Origin of the sequence: Pseudomonas sp. CF161 (genome assembly GCF_000416215.1) — a bacterium.
Taxonomy (GTDB): Bacteria; Pseudomonadota; Gammaproteobacteria; order Pseudomonadales; family Pseudomonadaceae; genus Aquipseudomonas.
In genome coordinates this window covers 25285-39770 of the sequence record NZ_ATLP01000112.1, presented here as the reverse complement: position 1 = coordinate 39770, position 14486 = coordinate 25285, and the positions used below count along the sequence as shown (strand labels likewise).

Genomic DNA, 14486 nt, shown 5'->3' with positions numbered 1-14486 from the left:
GCGGTGCAACCCGCCGCCAGGCCCTACAAAAGGGACTGCCTGCTCAACGCACGGCCTCGAACAGCCCAGTCGCGCCCATGCCCCCGCCCACGCACATGGTGACGATGCCATAGCGCAGGTTGCGCCGTTGCAGCTCGCGCACCAGATGCCCGACCTGGCGCGAGCCGGTCATGCCGAACGGGTGGCCGATGGAGATCGAGCCGCCGTTGACGTTGTATTTCTGATTGTCGATTTCCAGGCGATTACGGCTGTACAGGCACTGCGAGGCGAACGCTTCGTTGAGCTCCCACAGGTCGATATCGGCCACTTGCAGGCCCTTGGCCTTGAGCAGCTTGGGCACCGAGAACACCGGGCCGATGCCCATCTCGTCGGGTTCGCAACCGGCGACCGTAAACCCGCGAAACAACGCCCGAGGCTTGAGCCCCAGCGCCAGCGCTTTTTCCAGGCTCATGACCAGGGTCATGGACGCGCCATCGGACAATTGCGAGGAGTTGCCTGCGGTCACCGAGCCGTCTTCGGCGAATACCGGCTTGAGGCCGGCCAGGCTTTCCAGGGTGGTGTCAGGGCGGTTGCAGTCGTCGCGGTCCACCACTCCCTCGAGAATCTGCACCTGGCCGGTGTTCTTGTCCTCGACCCGGTACTTGACCGCCATCGGCACGATTTCGTCATCAAACAGGCCGGCCGCCTGGGCCTGGGCCGTACGCTGCTGACTTTGCAGGGCGTACAGGTCCTGCTCTTCGCGGCTGACGTTGTAGCGTCGGGCGACGACCTCGGCGGTCTGGCCCATGGGGAAGTAGATACCGGGAACCTGTTCCTTGAGCAGCGGGTTGATCAGGTTGTCGGTGTTGACGCTCTTCATGGTCAGGCTGATGGACTCGACGCCACCGGCGACGATGATCTCGCTGCAACCGGAAGCGATCTGGTTCGCGGCGATGGCGATTGCCTGCAGGCCCGAGGAGCAGAAACGGTTGAGGGTCATGCCCGCAGTGCCGGTGCCCAGTCGCGAAAGCACCGCGACGTTGCGCCCGATGTTGTAGCCCTGGGCACCTTCGTTGGAGCCGGCGCCGACGATGCAGTCCTCGACGCTGGCCGGGTCGATGCCATTGCGGGTCAGCAGCGCATTCACGCAATGAGCCGCCATGTCATCCGGACGGGTCTGGTTGAACTTGCCGCGAAAGGATTTGGCCAGGCCAGTCCGTACGCTGTCGACGATCAGCACTTCACGCATGGCACACCTCATTGTTGTTGTCGGTTAAGAGTGGATCGAGCATAGATCCAGCCCTCCCCCGACCGCGACAATCATTCACCCCGCGTATGCAAAACCATCGCCTTATTTGCCGTGCTTCTTATCGTGCTTGTCGGACTTTTCAAACGCCGACTCCAGGGCGCGGTTGATGGTGCGCAGCACTTTGACCCGCGCCCAGCGCTTGTCATTGGCTTCGACCAGGGTCCAGGCCGCAACTTCGGTGCTGGTGCGATCAACCATGTCGCCAACGGCCGCGCGATAGGCGTCCCACTTGTCGCGGTTGCGCCAGTCGTCCTCGGTGATCTTGAAGCGCTTGAAGGGGATTTCCTCGCGGGCCTGGAAGCGCTCCAGCTGAGTCTGCTTGTCGATCGCCAGCCAGAACTTGACCACGATCACCCGCGCATCATCAAGCTGCTCTTCGAAGTCATTGATCTCGCCATAGGCACGCAACCAGTCACCCGGGCTGCAAAAGCCCTCGACCCGCTCCACCAGCACCCGGCCATACCACGAGCGGTCGAACACGGTGAATTTGCCCCGTGCCGGAATGTGCCGCCAGAACCGCCAGAGATAAGGCTGTGCCCGCTCCTCTTCGGTGGGCGCGGCAATCGGCACGATGCTGTACTGGCGCGGGTCGAGCGCCGCCGCCAGACGGCGAATGGCGCCCCCCTTGCCCGCCGCATCGTTGCCTTCGAATACCGCCACCAGCGCGTGCTTGCGCATGCGCTTGTCCCGCAGCAAGCCGGCGAGGCGCGCCTGCTCGGTAATCAGTTGTTCTTCGTAGTCGTCTTTTTCCAGGTGCTGGGTCATGTCCAGGCTGTCGAGCAGGCTGATCTGATCGACGCTCACCGGTAACGGCGCTGCGTTCACCGTGGCCGGCTTGATGTCGGGCCGGTTGAGGGCGTTCTGCAGGCCCTCGAGCAGAATCCGCCCCACCGTCAGGCTGCGGTAGTGCGGGTCCACGCCTTCGATCACGTGCCAGGGCGCGTAGTCGCGGCTGGTGCGGCGCAGGACACGCTCGCCGTATTTGACGAACTTGTCGTAGGTCTTCGACTGCTGCCAGTCCAGGGGGCTGATGCGCCAGCTGTGCAGCGGATCGTCCTGCAGCGACTTGAGCCGCGCCTTCATCTGTTTCTTCGACAAATGGAACCAGAACTTGAAGATCAGCGCGCCCTCGTCGCAAAGCATTTTCTCCAGGCGCTCGGCGGCGTTGATCGCCTGATCCAGGCGTGCGTCCTTGAACTCCCCATGCACCCGCCCCTGGAGCATCTGGCTGTACCAGTTGCCAAAAAACACACCCATGCGGCCCTTGGCCGGCAGCATCCGCCAATAGCGCCAGGCCGGCGGCCGCGCCAGTTCTTCATCGGTCTGCTGGTCAAAGGTGCGCACCTCGATCAGCCGCGGGTCCATCCATTCATTCAGCAGCTTGACCGTCTCGCCCTTGCCCGCGCCTTCGATGCCGTTGATCAAGACGATCACCGGAAAGGCCGCTTTCTCTCGCAACTCGAACTGGGCTTCCAGCAAGGCTTCCCGCAGGGCGGGGACTTCAGCGTCGTAGACTTCTTTGTCGATGGCGTGACCGATTTCGGCAGATTCGAACATGGGCGGCTCCCTTCCAAGATGGGGCAAGACTAGCGGATCGCCCCCTGGCTGTGAAAACAAATCCCCGCCGATTCATTTCCCCGGCCTGGCCCGCGCGCCCATGGCAACCGTCCGCCGAACCACCGCCTTGTCATGGATCAATCGCCGCCACGGCGATCGGCTAGAATGGCCGCCTTGCCGTAATCGAGCCGAACATGACCGCCGTATTGCCCCACGCCCAGCTCGACTGGGACGAACAGGGACGCCCGCACTCGCGGGTGTTCGATGACGTGTACTTCTCCACCGAGTCCGGGCTGGATGAAACCCGCCATGTGTTTATCGAACAGAATCGGCTGCGCGAACGCTTTGCCGCGCTGGTCCCGGGTGCTCGCTTTGTCATTGGCGAGACCGGCTTCGGCACCGGGCTGAATTTTCTCTGCGCCTGGCAGCTCTTCGAGCAACAGGCCGAGCCCAGCGCTCGCCTGCATTTCGTCAGTGTCGAAAAATACCCGCTGACCCCGGCCGACCTGCAACGCGCCCTGGCCCTGTGGCCGGAATTGGCAGCGTTCGCCGAACCACTGCTCAAGGCCTACGTCGCGGTGCATCAGGGTTTCCAGCGCCTGGTCCTGGATCAGGGCCGCATCACCCTGACCCTGCTGATCGGCGATGCCCTGGAGCAGTTGCCCCAGCTCGACGCGCAGGTCGATGCCTGGTTCCTCGACGGCTTCGCCCCAGCGAAAAACCCCGACATGTGGACCCCGGAGCTGTTCGCCGAGCTGGCGCGACTGGCCGCCCCGGGTTCGACAATCAGCACCTTTACCAGTACCGGCTGGGTGCGCCGCCTGCTGAACGCCGCCGGCTTCAAAATGAAACGCACCCCGGGCATCGGCCACAAATGGGAAGTGCTGCGCGGCGAGTTTCTCGGCTGGCCCGCCGAAACACCGGCACCCGCCGCAGCCAGGCCCTGGTTCGCTCGCCCCGATCAGGCCCCGACAGAAAAACACGCCCTGGTGATCGGTGCCGGCCTGGCCGGTTGCGCCAGTGCCGCGAGCCTGGCCGCACGCGGTTGGCGGGTCAGCTTGCTGGAACGCCATGCCGGGCTGGCCCAGGAAGCCTCGGGCAACCCCCAGGGCGTGCTCTACCTCAAGCTTTCGGCCCACGGCACCGCGTTGTCGCAGCTGATCCTCAGCGGCTTCGGTTACACCCGGCGTCTGCTGGAGCACCTGCAACGGGGCGTCGACTGGGACGGCTGCGGGGTGCTGCAACTGGCGTTCAACGCCAAGGAAAATGAGCGCCAGCAACAGTTGGCCGAGGCCTTTCCCGCCGACCTGTTGCATCGGCTGGACCAGGCCCAGGCCGAGGCACGGGCCGGTATCGCCCTGGCCCAGGGTGGGCTGTTTTTCCCCGAGGGCGGCTGGGTTCATCCACCAGCACTGTGCCAATGGCAGGCCCGCGACCCGTTGATTAAGGTCCTCGCGCACCACGATGTGCTGCAGCTGCACAAGGTCGACCAGCAGTGGCAAGCCTGGGACGGCGAGCAGTTGCTGGCCAGTGCCCCGGTGGTGATTCTGGCCGGCGCGGCAGAGATCAAGCGCTTCGCGCCCAGCGCCGAGCTGCCCCTCAAGCGTATTCGCGGGCAGATCACCCGCCTGCCGCAGACCGCCCTCAGCCAGAGCCTGGCCACTGTGGTCTGTGCCGAAGGTTATGTCGCGCCGCCACGCCTGGGCGAACACACCCTGGGGGCGAGCTTTGACTTCAACAGCGACGACCTGACGCCCACCGCCGCCGAACACGCCGGCAACCTGCAGATGCTGGAAGAAATCTCCAGCGACCTGGTGGCCCGCCTGCAGGCCGATCAACTGCCTGTGGATAACCTGCAGGGCCGGGCCGCGTTTCGTTGCACCAGCCCGGATTACCTGCCGATCGTCGGGCCGCTGGCGGATCAGGCGCTCTTTGCCCAGACCTACGCCGCACTGGCCAAAGACGCGCGGCAAATACCGGACCTGCGATGCCCCTGGCTGGATGGCCTGTATATCAACAGCGGCCACGGCTCCCGGGGGCTGATTACCGCGCCGCTGTCCGGCGAACTGCTGGCCGCCTGGCTGGAAAACGAGCCGCTGCCCCTGCCCCGCGCCGTGGCCGAAGCCTGTCATCCCAACCGTTTTGCCTTGCGTCGGCTGATTCGCGGCAAAGCCTGAGTCCCTTGGCGGCGTTGCTCCCGCGCAACGCCGCGCCCATGCCCTCCAAGCCTTTTCCAGCACCCGGCTGCGCACTACAGCCGGGCGCCTTATAACCTATCGGTCTAAAACTCCCGAGTTTCACATAGGTCAGTTTCTGAGTACCGGCCCTTCTGGCCGATCAACGATTGACTCTCCCCAACGGAAAAACCGGTAAGGACTTATGTGCGGACTAGCTGGCGAATTACGCTTTGATCATCAACCTGCCGACCTGGCAGCGGTTGAACGAATCACCCATCACCTGGCCCCTCGCGGCCCTGACGCGTGGGGCTTTCATAGCCAGGGGCCGATTGCCCTCGGCCATCGACGCCTGAAAATCATGGACCTGTCGGACGGCTCGGCGCAGCCGATGATCGACAACCAGTTGGGGCTGTCCCTGGCGTTCAACGGCGCGATCTACAACTTCCCCGAGCTGCGGGCCGAACTCGAAGGCCTGGGTTACGCCTTTTATTCCGGCGGCGACACCGAAGTGCTGCTCAAGGGTTATCACGCCTGGGGCGCCGACCTGTTGCCCAAGCTCAACGGCATGTTTGCCTTTGCCATCTGGGAGCGTGATGCCCAGCGCCTGTTCATCGCCCGCGACCGTTTGGGCGTCAAGCCGCTGTACTTGTCGCGCACCGGCCAGCGCCTGCGCTTTGCCTCGGCCTTGCCGGCCCTGCTCAAGGGCGGCGACATCAACCCGATCCTCGATCCGGTGGCGCTGAACCATTACCTGAACTTCCACGCCGTGGTCCCTGCGCCGCGCACCTTGCTGGCCGGTATCGAAAAACTGCCGCCCGCGACCTGGATGCGCATCGAAGCCGATGGCCGCACCGAGCAGCAGACCTGGTGGACCCTGCCCTACGGCCCGCGCGCCGACGAGCTCAACCTGACCCTGGAAGACTGGCGCGACCGAGTGCTCGACAGCACCCGTGAAGCGGTGGCGATCCGCCAGCGGGCGGCGGTGGATGTCGGCGTGCTGCTTTCGGGCGGTGTCGATTCGAGCATGCTGGTGGGCCTGCTGCGGGAAGTCGGGGTGGAAAACCTTTCGACCTTCTCCATCGGTTTTCAGGATGCCGGCGGCGAACGTGGCGACGAGTTCCAGTACTCGGACCTGATCGCCAAGCATTACGGCACCGAGCATCACCAGTTGCGTATCGACGAACGCGAAATCATCGAGCAGTTGCCGGCGGCCTTCCGTGCCATGAGCGAGCCCATGGTCAGCCACGACTGCATTGCCTTTTACCTGCTGTCGCGGGAAGTGGCCAAGCACTGCAAGGTGGTGCAAAGCGGCCAGGGCGCCGATGAACTGTTTGCCGGTTACCACTGGTACCCGCAGGTGGATGGCGCCAGCGATCCGTATGCCGCCTACCGCGAGGCGTTCTTCGACCGCAGCTATGACGACTACGCCGCTACCGTGCAGCCCAAGTGGCTGACCGCCAACGACGCCGCCGGTGACTTTGTGCGCGAGCATTTCGCCCAGCCCGGAGCCAACGCCGCAGTGGACAAGGCTTTGCGCCTGGACAGCACGGTGATGCTGGTCGATGACCCGGTCAAGCGTGTGGATAACATGACCATGGCCTGGGGCCTGGAAGCACGCACGCCCTTCCTCGACTACCGCCTGGTGGAGTTGTCGGCGCGGGTGCCGGGTAAATTCAAGCTGCCGGACGGCGGCAAGCAGGTGCTCAAGGAAGCGGCGCGGCTGGTCATCCCCAGCGAAGTCATCGACCGCAAGAAAGGCTACTTCCCGGTCCCGGGCCTCAAGCACCTGCAAGGCGACACCCTGAACTGGGTGCGCGAGCTGCTGCTGGACCCGAGCCAGGATCGTGGCCTGTTCAACCCGGCCATGCTCGACCGCCTGCTGACCGACCCGCAAGGCCAACTGACGCCACTGCGCGGCTCCAAGCTGTGGCAACTGGCAGCGCTGAACCTGTGGCTCAGCGAACAAGGAATCTGATCGATGAAACCCCACGCCACGGCTTACAGCCAACGCTTGTTACGCGGTCAGGCGCCGTCTTATGAACGCCTGCAAGCGCGCTTTGCCGAAGACGGCAGCGAGCCCGGGCCGGAACCCATTGCCGTGCATTGCGGGTGGGGCCGGCTGTTGATCGGCCATACCTTTCCCGACCCGGCGAGCCTGGCCCTGGAGTTGCTCAACGAACAGCCCGGCGAGCGCGATATCGCGCTCTATGTGGCGGCGCCGCAGCAGATTCTGGGGCTGGAGCCGACGCAGCTGTTTCTCGACCCGTCCGACACCCTGCGCCTGTGGTTCAGCGATTACCGCCAGGCGACCCGGGTCTTTCGCGGGTTTCGCATCCGCCGCGCGCAGAACGAGGCCGACTGGCAGGCCGTCAACCAGCTGTACCAGGCACGCAATATGCTGCCCATCGACCCGGCGCTGTTGACTCCGCGCCACGCGGGCGGCCCGGTGTACTGGCTGGCGGAAGACGAAGACAGCGGCGCGGTGATCGGCAGCGTGATGGGGCTCAACCATCACAAGGCGTTCCAGGACCCGGAAAACGGCAGCAGCCTCTGGTGCCTGGCGGTAGACCCGCAGTGCACCCGCCCCGGTGTCGGCGAAGTGCTGGTGCGGCACCTGATCGAGCACTTCATGAGCCGTGGCCTGAGCTACCTCGACCTGTCGGTGCTGCACGACAACCGCCAGGCCAAGAACCTCTATGCCAAGCTCGGTTTTCGCACCCTGTCGACCTTTGCCATCAAGCGCAAGAACGGCATCAATCAGCCGCTGTTCTTGGGCCCCGGGCCGCAAGCCGAGTTCAACCCTTACGCGCGGATCATTGTCGAGGAAGCCCATCGCCGTGGCATCGATGTGCAGGTCGACGATGCCGAGGCCGGGATGTTCACCCTGAGCCACGGCGGGCGCCGGGTGCGCTGCCGCGAGTCCCTGAGCGACCTCACCAGTTCCATCAGCATGAGCCTGTGCCAGGACAAAAGCCTGACCCACAAGGTGCTGCGCAGCGCCGGGCTGAATCTGCCGGCGCAGCAATTGGCGGGCAACGCCGACGACAACCTGGCGTTTCTCGATGAACACGAGCGGGTTGTGGTCAAGCCCCTGGACGGCGAGCAAGGCCAGGGCGTGGCGGTCGACCTGCGCAGCATTGAAGAGGTGCAGCAGGCCATCGATCATGCCCGGCAGTTCGACAGCCGGGTGCTGCTGGAAAGCTTTCACCAGGGCCTGGACCTGCGAATCCTGGTGATCGGCTTTGAAGTGGTGGCGGCCGCGATTCGCCGGCCTGCAGAAGTGATCGGCGACGGCCAGCATTCCATCGGTGCCCTGATCGAAGCCCAGAGCCGCCGACGCCAGGCCGCCACCGGCGGCGAAAGCAAGATCCCCCTGGACCACGAAACCCAGCGCACCCTGCATGCCGCGGGCTATGACTACAACAGCGTGCTGCCGGCGGGCGAACGCCTGTTTGTGCGACGTACCGCCAACCTGCACACCGGCGGCACCCTGGAAGACGTCACGGCGATTTTGCATCCGACCCTGGTCGACGCTGCGGTGCGAGCCGCACGGGCGCTGGATATCCCCATGGTCGGCCTCGACCTGATGGTGCCGGCCGCCGATCAACCGCAGTACGTGTTTATCGAAGCCAACGAACGCGCCGGCCTGGCCAACCACGAGCCGCAGCCGACGGCGGAGCGCTTTGTCGATCTGCTGTTCCCCCACAGCCAACCGGCGACCTAGGTTTGTCCTGGGCCGGCATCGGCAGCCCGTCGGGCTGTGGTGCCGGCACCAAGGCCCTTGACCTGCAACAGGCAACACGCCCTTGGCCTCATCGAAACCATCGATGCCCTTTACTCATCAGGAGTTTCCATGACCCGTAAAATCCCCGAACCCGACCTCACCTACCTGCAGAAAGTCCTCCTGGAGATGCTGGCCATCCCCAGTCCGACGGGCTTTACCGACACCATCGTGCGTTACGTCGCCGAACGCCTGGAAGAGCTGGGCATTCCCTTTGAACTGACCCGCCGCGGCACCATCCGCGCCACCCTCAAGGGCCAGAAAAACAGCCCGGACCGCGCGGTGTCGGCGCACCTGGACACCATTGGCGCCAGCGTCCGCGCGGTCAAAGACAATGGGCGCCTGACCCTGGCCCCGGTTGGCTGCTGGTCCAGCCGCTTTGCCGAAGGCAGCCGGGTCAGCCTGTTTACCGATAACGGGGTGCTGCGCGGCAGCGTGTTGCCGTTGATGGCCTCCGGGCACGCGTTCAACACGGCGGTGGATGAAATGCCCATCAGCTGGGACCACATCGAGCTGCGCCTGGACGCCTATTGCACCACCCGCGCCGACTGCGACTCCCTGGGCATCGGCGTCGGTGATTTCGTCGCCTTCGACCCGCTGCCGGAGTTCACCGAAAGCGGGCATATCAGCGCCCGCCACCTGGACGACAAGGCCGGCGTCGCCGCCCTGCTGGCCGCACTCAAGGCCATTGTCGACAGTGGCGAACCCCTGATGATCGACTGCCACCCGCTGTTCACCATCACCGAGGAGACCGGCAGTGGCGCGGCGGCCGCCCTGCCTTGGGATGTCAGTGAATTTGTCGGCATCGACATCGCCCCGGTCGCGCCCGGCCAGCACTCCAGCGAACACGCGGTGAGTGTCGCCATGCAGGATTCCGGCGGCCCTTATGACTACCACCTGTCGCGCCACCTGCTGCGCCTGGCCCATGACCACGAGTTGCCGGTACGCCGGGATTTGTTTCGCTACTACTTCAGCGACGCTCATTCGGCGGTCACCGCCGGTCACGATATTCGCACAGCGCTGCTGGCCTTCGGTTGCGACGCGACCCACGGCTACGAACGCACTCATATCGACAGCCTGGCGGCGCTCAGTCGCCTGCTCGGGGCCTACATCCTGAGCCCGCCGGTATTTGCCAGCGACGCGCAACCGGCCCAGGGCTCACTCGATCGCTTCAGCCATCAACTGGAGCATGACGCCCAGATGGAGAGCGACACCCGGGTGCCGTCGGTCGACAGCCTGGTCGGGCAAAAATCATAACGGCGACTGACGCACTGCCTGCGCGCGCTTTGGCTGGCGGCGCAGGCCCGGGCGCAGTAGCATCCGGGATTGTTTGCCGGAGGCCCGTATGCTGATTCCCCACGACCAACTTGAAGTCGACACCCTGACCCGCCTGATCGAAGACTTCGTGACCCGCGACGGCACCGATAATGGCGATGACACCCCGCTGGAAACCCGCGTGCTGCGGGTGCGCCAGGCCTTGAGCAAGGGCCAGGCGCTGATCGTCTTCGATCCGGAAAGCGAACAGTGCCAGTTGATGCTCAAGCACGATGTGCCCAAGGCCCTGTTCGACTGAATAGTCTCCGGGCCCGTAGCGGGCCCGATCAGCCGTTGGAGAAGCGCGGGCCGAACAGGATGACGCTCGCGCCTATCACACACAGCGCCACCCCGAGCCAGTCCGAGCTCAGCGGACGCACCCGCTCCACCAGCCCCAGCCAGCCAATCGAAGCGATGATGTAGATCCCGCCATAGGCGGCGTAGGCGCGCCCCGCATACGAGGCCTCGACGCGGGTCAACAGCAGGGCGAACAGGGTCAGGCTCAACAGCGCAGGGATGATCCACCAGGCACTCTTGCCCTGGCGCAACCACATCCAGAAGGCGTAGCAGCCGGCGATTTCAAACAGCGCGGCGAGGAAAAACCACAGGTAATTGAGCATGCAAGGTCTCGTCAGGATTGCCAGATGCCGGCAACCCTAACGACGCACCGGCCAGCGGGCAAGTTCAGCTTGCGCTTTGCCGGGCCTTGGCCCGCATCTTGTCGGCCATCAGGGTCATTTCGTCGTACAGCAACTGCGGGTTCTTCTGCTTCAGGGCCCAGGCCATGCGCCCCTGCTCGTGGGGCAGGATCATGAACTCGCCGGCGGCGACCTGACGGTAGATATAGTCGGCAATGTCCGCGGCACTGATGGGCGAGCTTTCAAGCAGTTTGCCGACCTGGGCCTTCATCGCCGGGGTCGGTCCGCGGAATGAATCCAGCAGGTTGGTCTGGAAGAACGACGGGCATACCACATGCACCCCGACCTCCTGTTGCGCCAGCTCGATCAGCAGGCTTTCCGACAGCGCCACCACACCGGCCTTGGCCACGTTGTAGTTGCTCATGGCCGGGCCCTGCATCAGGGCCGCCATGGAGGCGATGTTGATGATCTTGCCCTTGCTCTGTTCCAGCAACGGCAGGAACGCCTTGCAGCCCTTGACCACGCCCATCAGGTTGATTGCGATCTGCCAGTCCCAATCCTCCAGGGACAGCTCGCTGAAAAAACCGCCCGAGGCCACCCCGGCGTTGTTGACGATGACATCGATCCCGCCCAGCTTCACCTCGCAGGCCTGGGCAAACGCGGTCAATTGGCTGTAGTCGCGCACATCGCAGCGCTGCACGAAGCCATCGCCACCCGCCTCGCGCACCAGTTTCAGGGTTTCCTGCAAGCCCGGCTCACTGACATCGGACAACGCCAACTGCCAACCTTCACGAGCCCAGCGCAGTGCGATTTCACGACCCAGGCCGGACCCGGCGCCAGTAATCATCATGCGATTTTGCATAGGAGTTGCCTTGTTGTTCCGGGGAAGTTGAGCCGCAGTGTAGCGAAGGAGCCTGGCTCTCCCACGTACCATCAGATTGCTGAATGCCCCAGGCAAACTTAGCCCCCAGGCCCTGCACAACCCGAGTCGGGACTTGGCCCGGATCAATAAGTTCAGCGTCGAGCGGCAAGCGCTCCAGCATTAAAAGAAATAAACCCGTGTGCAAAAAACATTAAAAATACTTGGAATTTTTTCTCCGCGTGCAGAGTCGGATTTATTAAGCGGTTCGGCTTAGTTGATAACTGAGTTGATAACTGAACCTCGTCGTCAAACAGCCGCGTATTGACCGAAAACTCCAATAAGGAAATCGACATGGGCACAATTCTGATCGTTATTCTGATACTTCTGCTGGTCGGTGGTCTTCCAGTGTTCCCGCACTCCAGAAGCTGGGGTTACGGCCCGTCCGGTATCATCGGTGTGGTTCTGGTCGTCCTGCTGGTATTGCTGCTGCTGGGTCGAATATAAGCACATCGTTATTGTCTAGCTGAAAAAAAAGAGGCCCTTGCAGGGCCTCTTTTTTATTACGCTTACTGATCAGTCCGGCTTGCCATCGATAACACCGGCAGTGTTATCAATCAGGCTCTTGGTAGCTGTTTGCAGGAACGCTTCCAACTTGAGTTTCATCGCGGCGGTGTCAGGTGCGTCCGGAACGATTTCAGCTCGTGGGTCAGTCCCCAGTTGGTATTGGTACATCTTGGGCAGCATTTCCTTTTCCTTGGGCAGGACCAGGATCTCGCCCGCCGTCACGATGGCGGTGGTCTGCTCGCTACCCGATGGCTTGATCACGCCAAACCCGGTATCGCCTTCCGGCAGGTTGAGCAGATCACGGCCCCAGCACTGGTGACGCACTTCACCACCCAGGCGGCCCATGATGGTCGGCACGATGTCGACCTGGGTCCCGACGATGTGGCTGCGCGGACCGAACTTTTCCTGGATCCCCGGCGCGATCATCAGCATCGGCACGTTGAAGCGACCCAGGTCCATTTCGGTGATCTGGCGCTCGTTGCCAAAGCCATGGTCACCCACCACCACGAACAGGGTTTCCTTGAAGTAAGGCTCTTTGCGCGCCTTCTCGAAGAACTGACCCAATGCCCAGTCGGCGTAGCGCATGGCGGTCAAATGCTCATTCAGGGTGCCGCGATCGGTCACCGGCTCAACCGGCAACGGCGTCGGCAGCGCGTACGGCGTGTGGTTGGACAGGGTTTGCAGCAGGGCATAGAACGGTGCGCCATTTTCCCGCGCCTTGAGTTCGACCAGGCCGCGATCGAACATATCCTGGTCGGATACGCCCCAGGTCGGGTCGGAGAACACCGGGTTGACGAAGTCGTTGCGCCCGACAAAGTTGGTCATGCCCTGGTTGCTGAAGAAGCCCGACTGGTTATCCCAGGCGAAGTCGCCGTTATAGACGTACACATCGTCGTACTTGCGAGCACTGAGCAACTGCGGCAGACCCGACAACTTGTGGCTGCCTTCCGGGGTCTGCATCAGGTATTCGAAACCGGGCAGGTTCGGGAAGCAGGCCATGGTGGCAAACATGCCCTGGTGGGTATGGGTGCCATTGGAGAAGAAGTTGTCGAACAGCAACCCTTCCTTGGACAGCTTGTCGAGGTACGGCGTGATGTTGCCGGGAGCGCCCAATGCACCGACCGAGTGACCGGCCATGCTTTCCATCAGGATCACCACCACGTTCTTGATCGGCAGGGTCTTCTCGGCGGGCGGCGTGTAGTCACGGCGCACAGCGGCCGTGTTGGCATCCACCAGTTTTTCGTCCGGCATCACCAACATCTCGCGCACAATCTTGGTCGCCTCTTCCTGAGGCAGGGTGGCTTTCCAGATGTTGCCGCGGTCTTCCGACATGCGGTCCTTGGCTGCCGCCACCAGTTGCAGGGTGCCATTCAGGCCCAGCTGGTTGGCGAAGTTGGAGTCGGTGGTGTACACGTCACCCCAACGCAGCGGCGGCCCCTGGCGCAAGGTGCCACGTGCTGCAACCACACAGATCAGCAGGCAGACCACGAACACACCGACCCGGGCGTACCAGGGGGCGATCTGCCGGGTGCCGATGCTGCCACCGCTGAAGGGGCCACGAGGGCGGGTCGCACGGTCAGCGCCCTTGAACGCCAGGCTCAGGATCCAGGTACCCACGGCCCACGCCAGCAGGTAGCGCACCACCGGGAAGCCGTACCAGAGCATGCTCATCACGGTTTTCGGGTCTTCCTTCACATACTGGAAGACCAGGCCGTTGAGGCGCTGGTGGAACTCGCGGTAGAAGTCCATCTCCATCAGGCCGAGGAACAGCGCGATGCTCGATACCAGGGTCAGCCAGAAGCGGAAGAAACCGCGTGCGGCCATGGCCCTGGCGCTGAACAGTGCCAGCAACAGCGGAATGCTCAGGTACACCACCAGCCGCAGGTCGAAACGCAGACCGTTGGCGAACGCTTCGAGGAAGGTCGAAGCCGGGGTGTCGAGGATCATCTCGCGGTTGTAGGCCAGCAGCGCCACGCGCAGCAAAGTGAACATCACCATCATGACCAACGCGCACAGCAGCGTATAAGCCAGGTGGGATTTGACGGTCGGTTGCAGCAGGCGATTCGAGGCTCGCTGCTGACTCAGGGCGTCCGGGTTTGCCATGTCGTTTTAGGACCCATTGGAAGTTTAAGTTTCAAAAATGCAGCTGCGCTCTGCCCTCTTTTCGCCACCAGGGGCAGGGGGGATACGCGGAGCGCAAATGTTGCACGATCACTCGTGGCATTGCCATTGATTACTGGCAAACACCCAAGCAAGCCTGCAACGGCTCTAGGGCAATAGATTGCGTCACAAAACAGAGGAAACG

The 14486-nt window shown here is 63.3% G+C and carries 12 protein-coding genes; 6 read left to right on the top strand and 6 right to left on the bottom strand.

Annotated features, from left to right (window positions below; all coding sequences use genetic code 11):
- Positions 1–43: 43 nt before the first annotated feature.
- Together CF161_RS26050 and pap are read right to left on the bottom strand one after the other, a co-directional pair.
- On the bottom strand, positions 44–1228 hold the full coding sequence (locus CF161_RS26050) for a thiolase family protein (protein ID WP_020299621.1): 1185 nt from the start codon (positions 1226–1228) through the stop codon (positions 44–46).
- Between the two features lie 102 nt (positions 1229–1330).
- Complete coding sequence (gene pap, locus CF161_RS26045) at positions 1331–2845, bottom strand: polyphosphate:AMP phosphotransferase (RefSeq protein WP_020299620.1); 1515 nt, start codon at positions 2843–2845, stop codon at positions 1331–1333.
- 194 nt (positions 2846–3039) lie between these two features.
- On the opposite strand from pap, the gene mnmC reads away from it, so the two are divergent.
- The 5 genes from mnmC to CF161_RS26020 all read left to right on the top strand — a co-directional run bounded on the left by mnmC (position 3040) and on the right by CF161_RS26020 (position 10376).
- Positions 3040–5022: a bifunctional tRNA (5-methylaminomethyl-2-thiouridine)(34)-methyltransferase MnmD/FAD-dependent 5-carboxymethylaminomethyl-2-thiouridine(34) oxidoreductase MnmC gene (gene mnmC, locus CF161_RS26040; protein WP_020299619.1), complete on the top strand. Its 1983-nt coding sequence runs from the start codon at positions 3040–3042 to the stop codon at positions 5020–5022.
- 202 nt (positions 5023–5224) lie between these two features.
- Complete coding sequence (locus CF161_RS26035; RefSeq protein WP_020299618.1) at positions 5225–6997, top strand: N-acetylglutaminylglutamine amidotransferase; 1773 nt, start codon at positions 5225–5227, stop codon at positions 6995–6997.
- Between the two features lie 3 nt (positions 6998–7000).
- Positions 7001–8746, top strand: coding sequence for an N-acetylglutaminylglutamine synthetase (ngg, locus tag CF161_RS26030; RefSeq protein WP_020299617.1), 1746 nt, complete (start codon positions 7001–7003; stop codon positions 8744–8746).
- A 129-nt stretch (positions 8747–8875) separates the two neighbouring features.
- Entirely contained in the window at positions 8876–10060 is a 1185-nt protein-coding gene (locus CF161_RS26025) for an osmoprotectant NAGGN system M42 family peptidase (RefSeq protein ID WP_020299616.1), read from the top strand.
- Between the two features lie 88 nt (positions 10061–10148).
- Positions 10149–10376 carry a YheU family protein gene (locus CF161_RS26020; protein ID WP_020299615.1) on the top strand — a complete coding sequence of 76 codons (228 nt, stop codon included), beginning with the start codon at positions 10149–10151 and terminating at the stop codon, positions 10374–10376.
- Between the two features lie 28 nt (positions 10377–10404).
- Here CF161_RS26020 and CF161_RS26015 read toward each other — a convergent pair whose 3' ends face one another.
- The 3 genes from CF161_RS26015 to CF161_RS32930 all read right to left on the bottom strand — a co-directional run bounded on the left by CF161_RS26015 (position 10405) and on the right by CF161_RS32930 (position 11970).
- Positions 10405–10737 carry a YnfA family protein gene (locus CF161_RS26015; RefSeq protein WP_020299614.1) on the bottom strand — a complete coding sequence of 111 codons (333 nt, stop codon included), beginning with the start codon at positions 10735–10737 and terminating at the stop codon, positions 10405–10407.
- A 64-nt stretch (positions 10738–10801) separates the two neighbouring features.
- A complete protein-coding gene (locus CF161_RS26010; RefSeq protein ID WP_020299613.1) occupies positions 10802–11617 on the bottom strand; it encodes an SDR family oxidoreductase in 816 nt (271 codons plus the stop codon).
- Positions 11618–11769: 152 nt separating this feature from the next.
- On the bottom strand, positions 11770–11970 hold the full coding sequence (locus CF161_RS32930; protein ID WP_156882739.1) for a hypothetical protein: 201 nt from the start codon (positions 11968–11970) through the stop codon (positions 11770–11772).
- On the opposite strand from CF161_RS32930, the gene CF161_RS32495 reads away from it, so the two are divergent.
- Complete coding sequence (locus CF161_RS32495) at positions 11963–12121, top strand: DUF3309 family protein (RefSeq protein WP_177326809.1); 159 nt, start codon at positions 11963–11965, stop codon at positions 12119–12121. The two genes, CF161_RS32930 and CF161_RS32495, sit on opposite strands and share 8 nt — an antisense overlap.
- 69 nt (positions 12122–12190) lie before the next feature.
- Here the strand turns inward: CF161_RS32495 and CF161_RS26000 are convergent, their stop codons facing one another.
- Complete coding sequence (locus CF161_RS26000) at positions 12191–14284, bottom strand: LTA synthase family protein (protein WP_020299611.1); 2094 nt, start codon at positions 14282–14284, stop codon at positions 12191–12193.
- Between the last annotated feature and the right edge of the window lie 202 nt (positions 14285–14486).

Excerpts from the sequence above, each read along its gene's own strand:
- CF161_RS26035 (WP_020299618.1), top strand. The coding sequence starts at position 5,225 with ATGTGCGGACTAGCTGGCGAATTACGCTTTGATCATCAACCTGCCGAC.
- CF161_RS26010 (WP_020299613.1), bottom strand. The coding sequence starts at position 11,617 with ATGCAAAATCGCATGATGATTACTGGCGCCGGGTCCGGCCTGGGTCGT.
- CF161_RS26020 (WP_020299615.1), top strand. The coding sequence starts at position 10,149 with ATGCTGATTCCCCACGACCAACTTGAAGTCGACACCCTGACCCGCCTG.
- CF161_RS26000 (WP_020299611.1), bottom strand. The coding sequence starts at position 14,284 with ATGGCAAACCCGGACGCCCTGAGTCAGCAGCGAGCCTCGAATCGCCTG.
- CF161_RS26050 (WP_020299621.1), bottom strand. The coding sequence starts at position 1,228 with ATGCGTGAAGTGCTGATCGTCGACAGCGTACGGACTGGCCTGGCCAAA.
- CF161_RS26015 (WP_020299614.1), bottom strand. The coding sequence starts at position 10,737 with ATGCTCAATTACCTGTGGTTTTTCCTCGCCGCGCTGTTTGAAATCGCC.
- mnmC (WP_020299619.1), top strand. The coding sequence starts at position 3,040 with ATGACCGCCGTATTGCCCCACGCCCAGCTCGACTGGGACGAACAGGGA.
- pap (WP_020299620.1), bottom strand. The coding sequence starts at position 2,845 with ATGTTCGAATCTGCCGAAATCGGTCACGCCATCGACAAAGAAGTCTAC.
- CF161_RS26025 (WP_020299616.1), top strand. The coding sequence starts at position 8,876 with ATGACCCGTAAAATCCCCGAACCCGACCTCACCTACCTGCAGAAAGTC.
- ngg (WP_020299617.1), top strand. The coding sequence starts at position 7,001 with ATGAAACCCCACGCCACGGCTTACAGCCAACGCTTGTTACGCGGTCAG.
- CF161_RS32930 (WP_156882739.1), bottom strand. The coding sequence starts at position 11,970 with ATGTCGATTTCCTTATTGGAGTTTTCGGTCAATACGCGGCTGTTTGAC.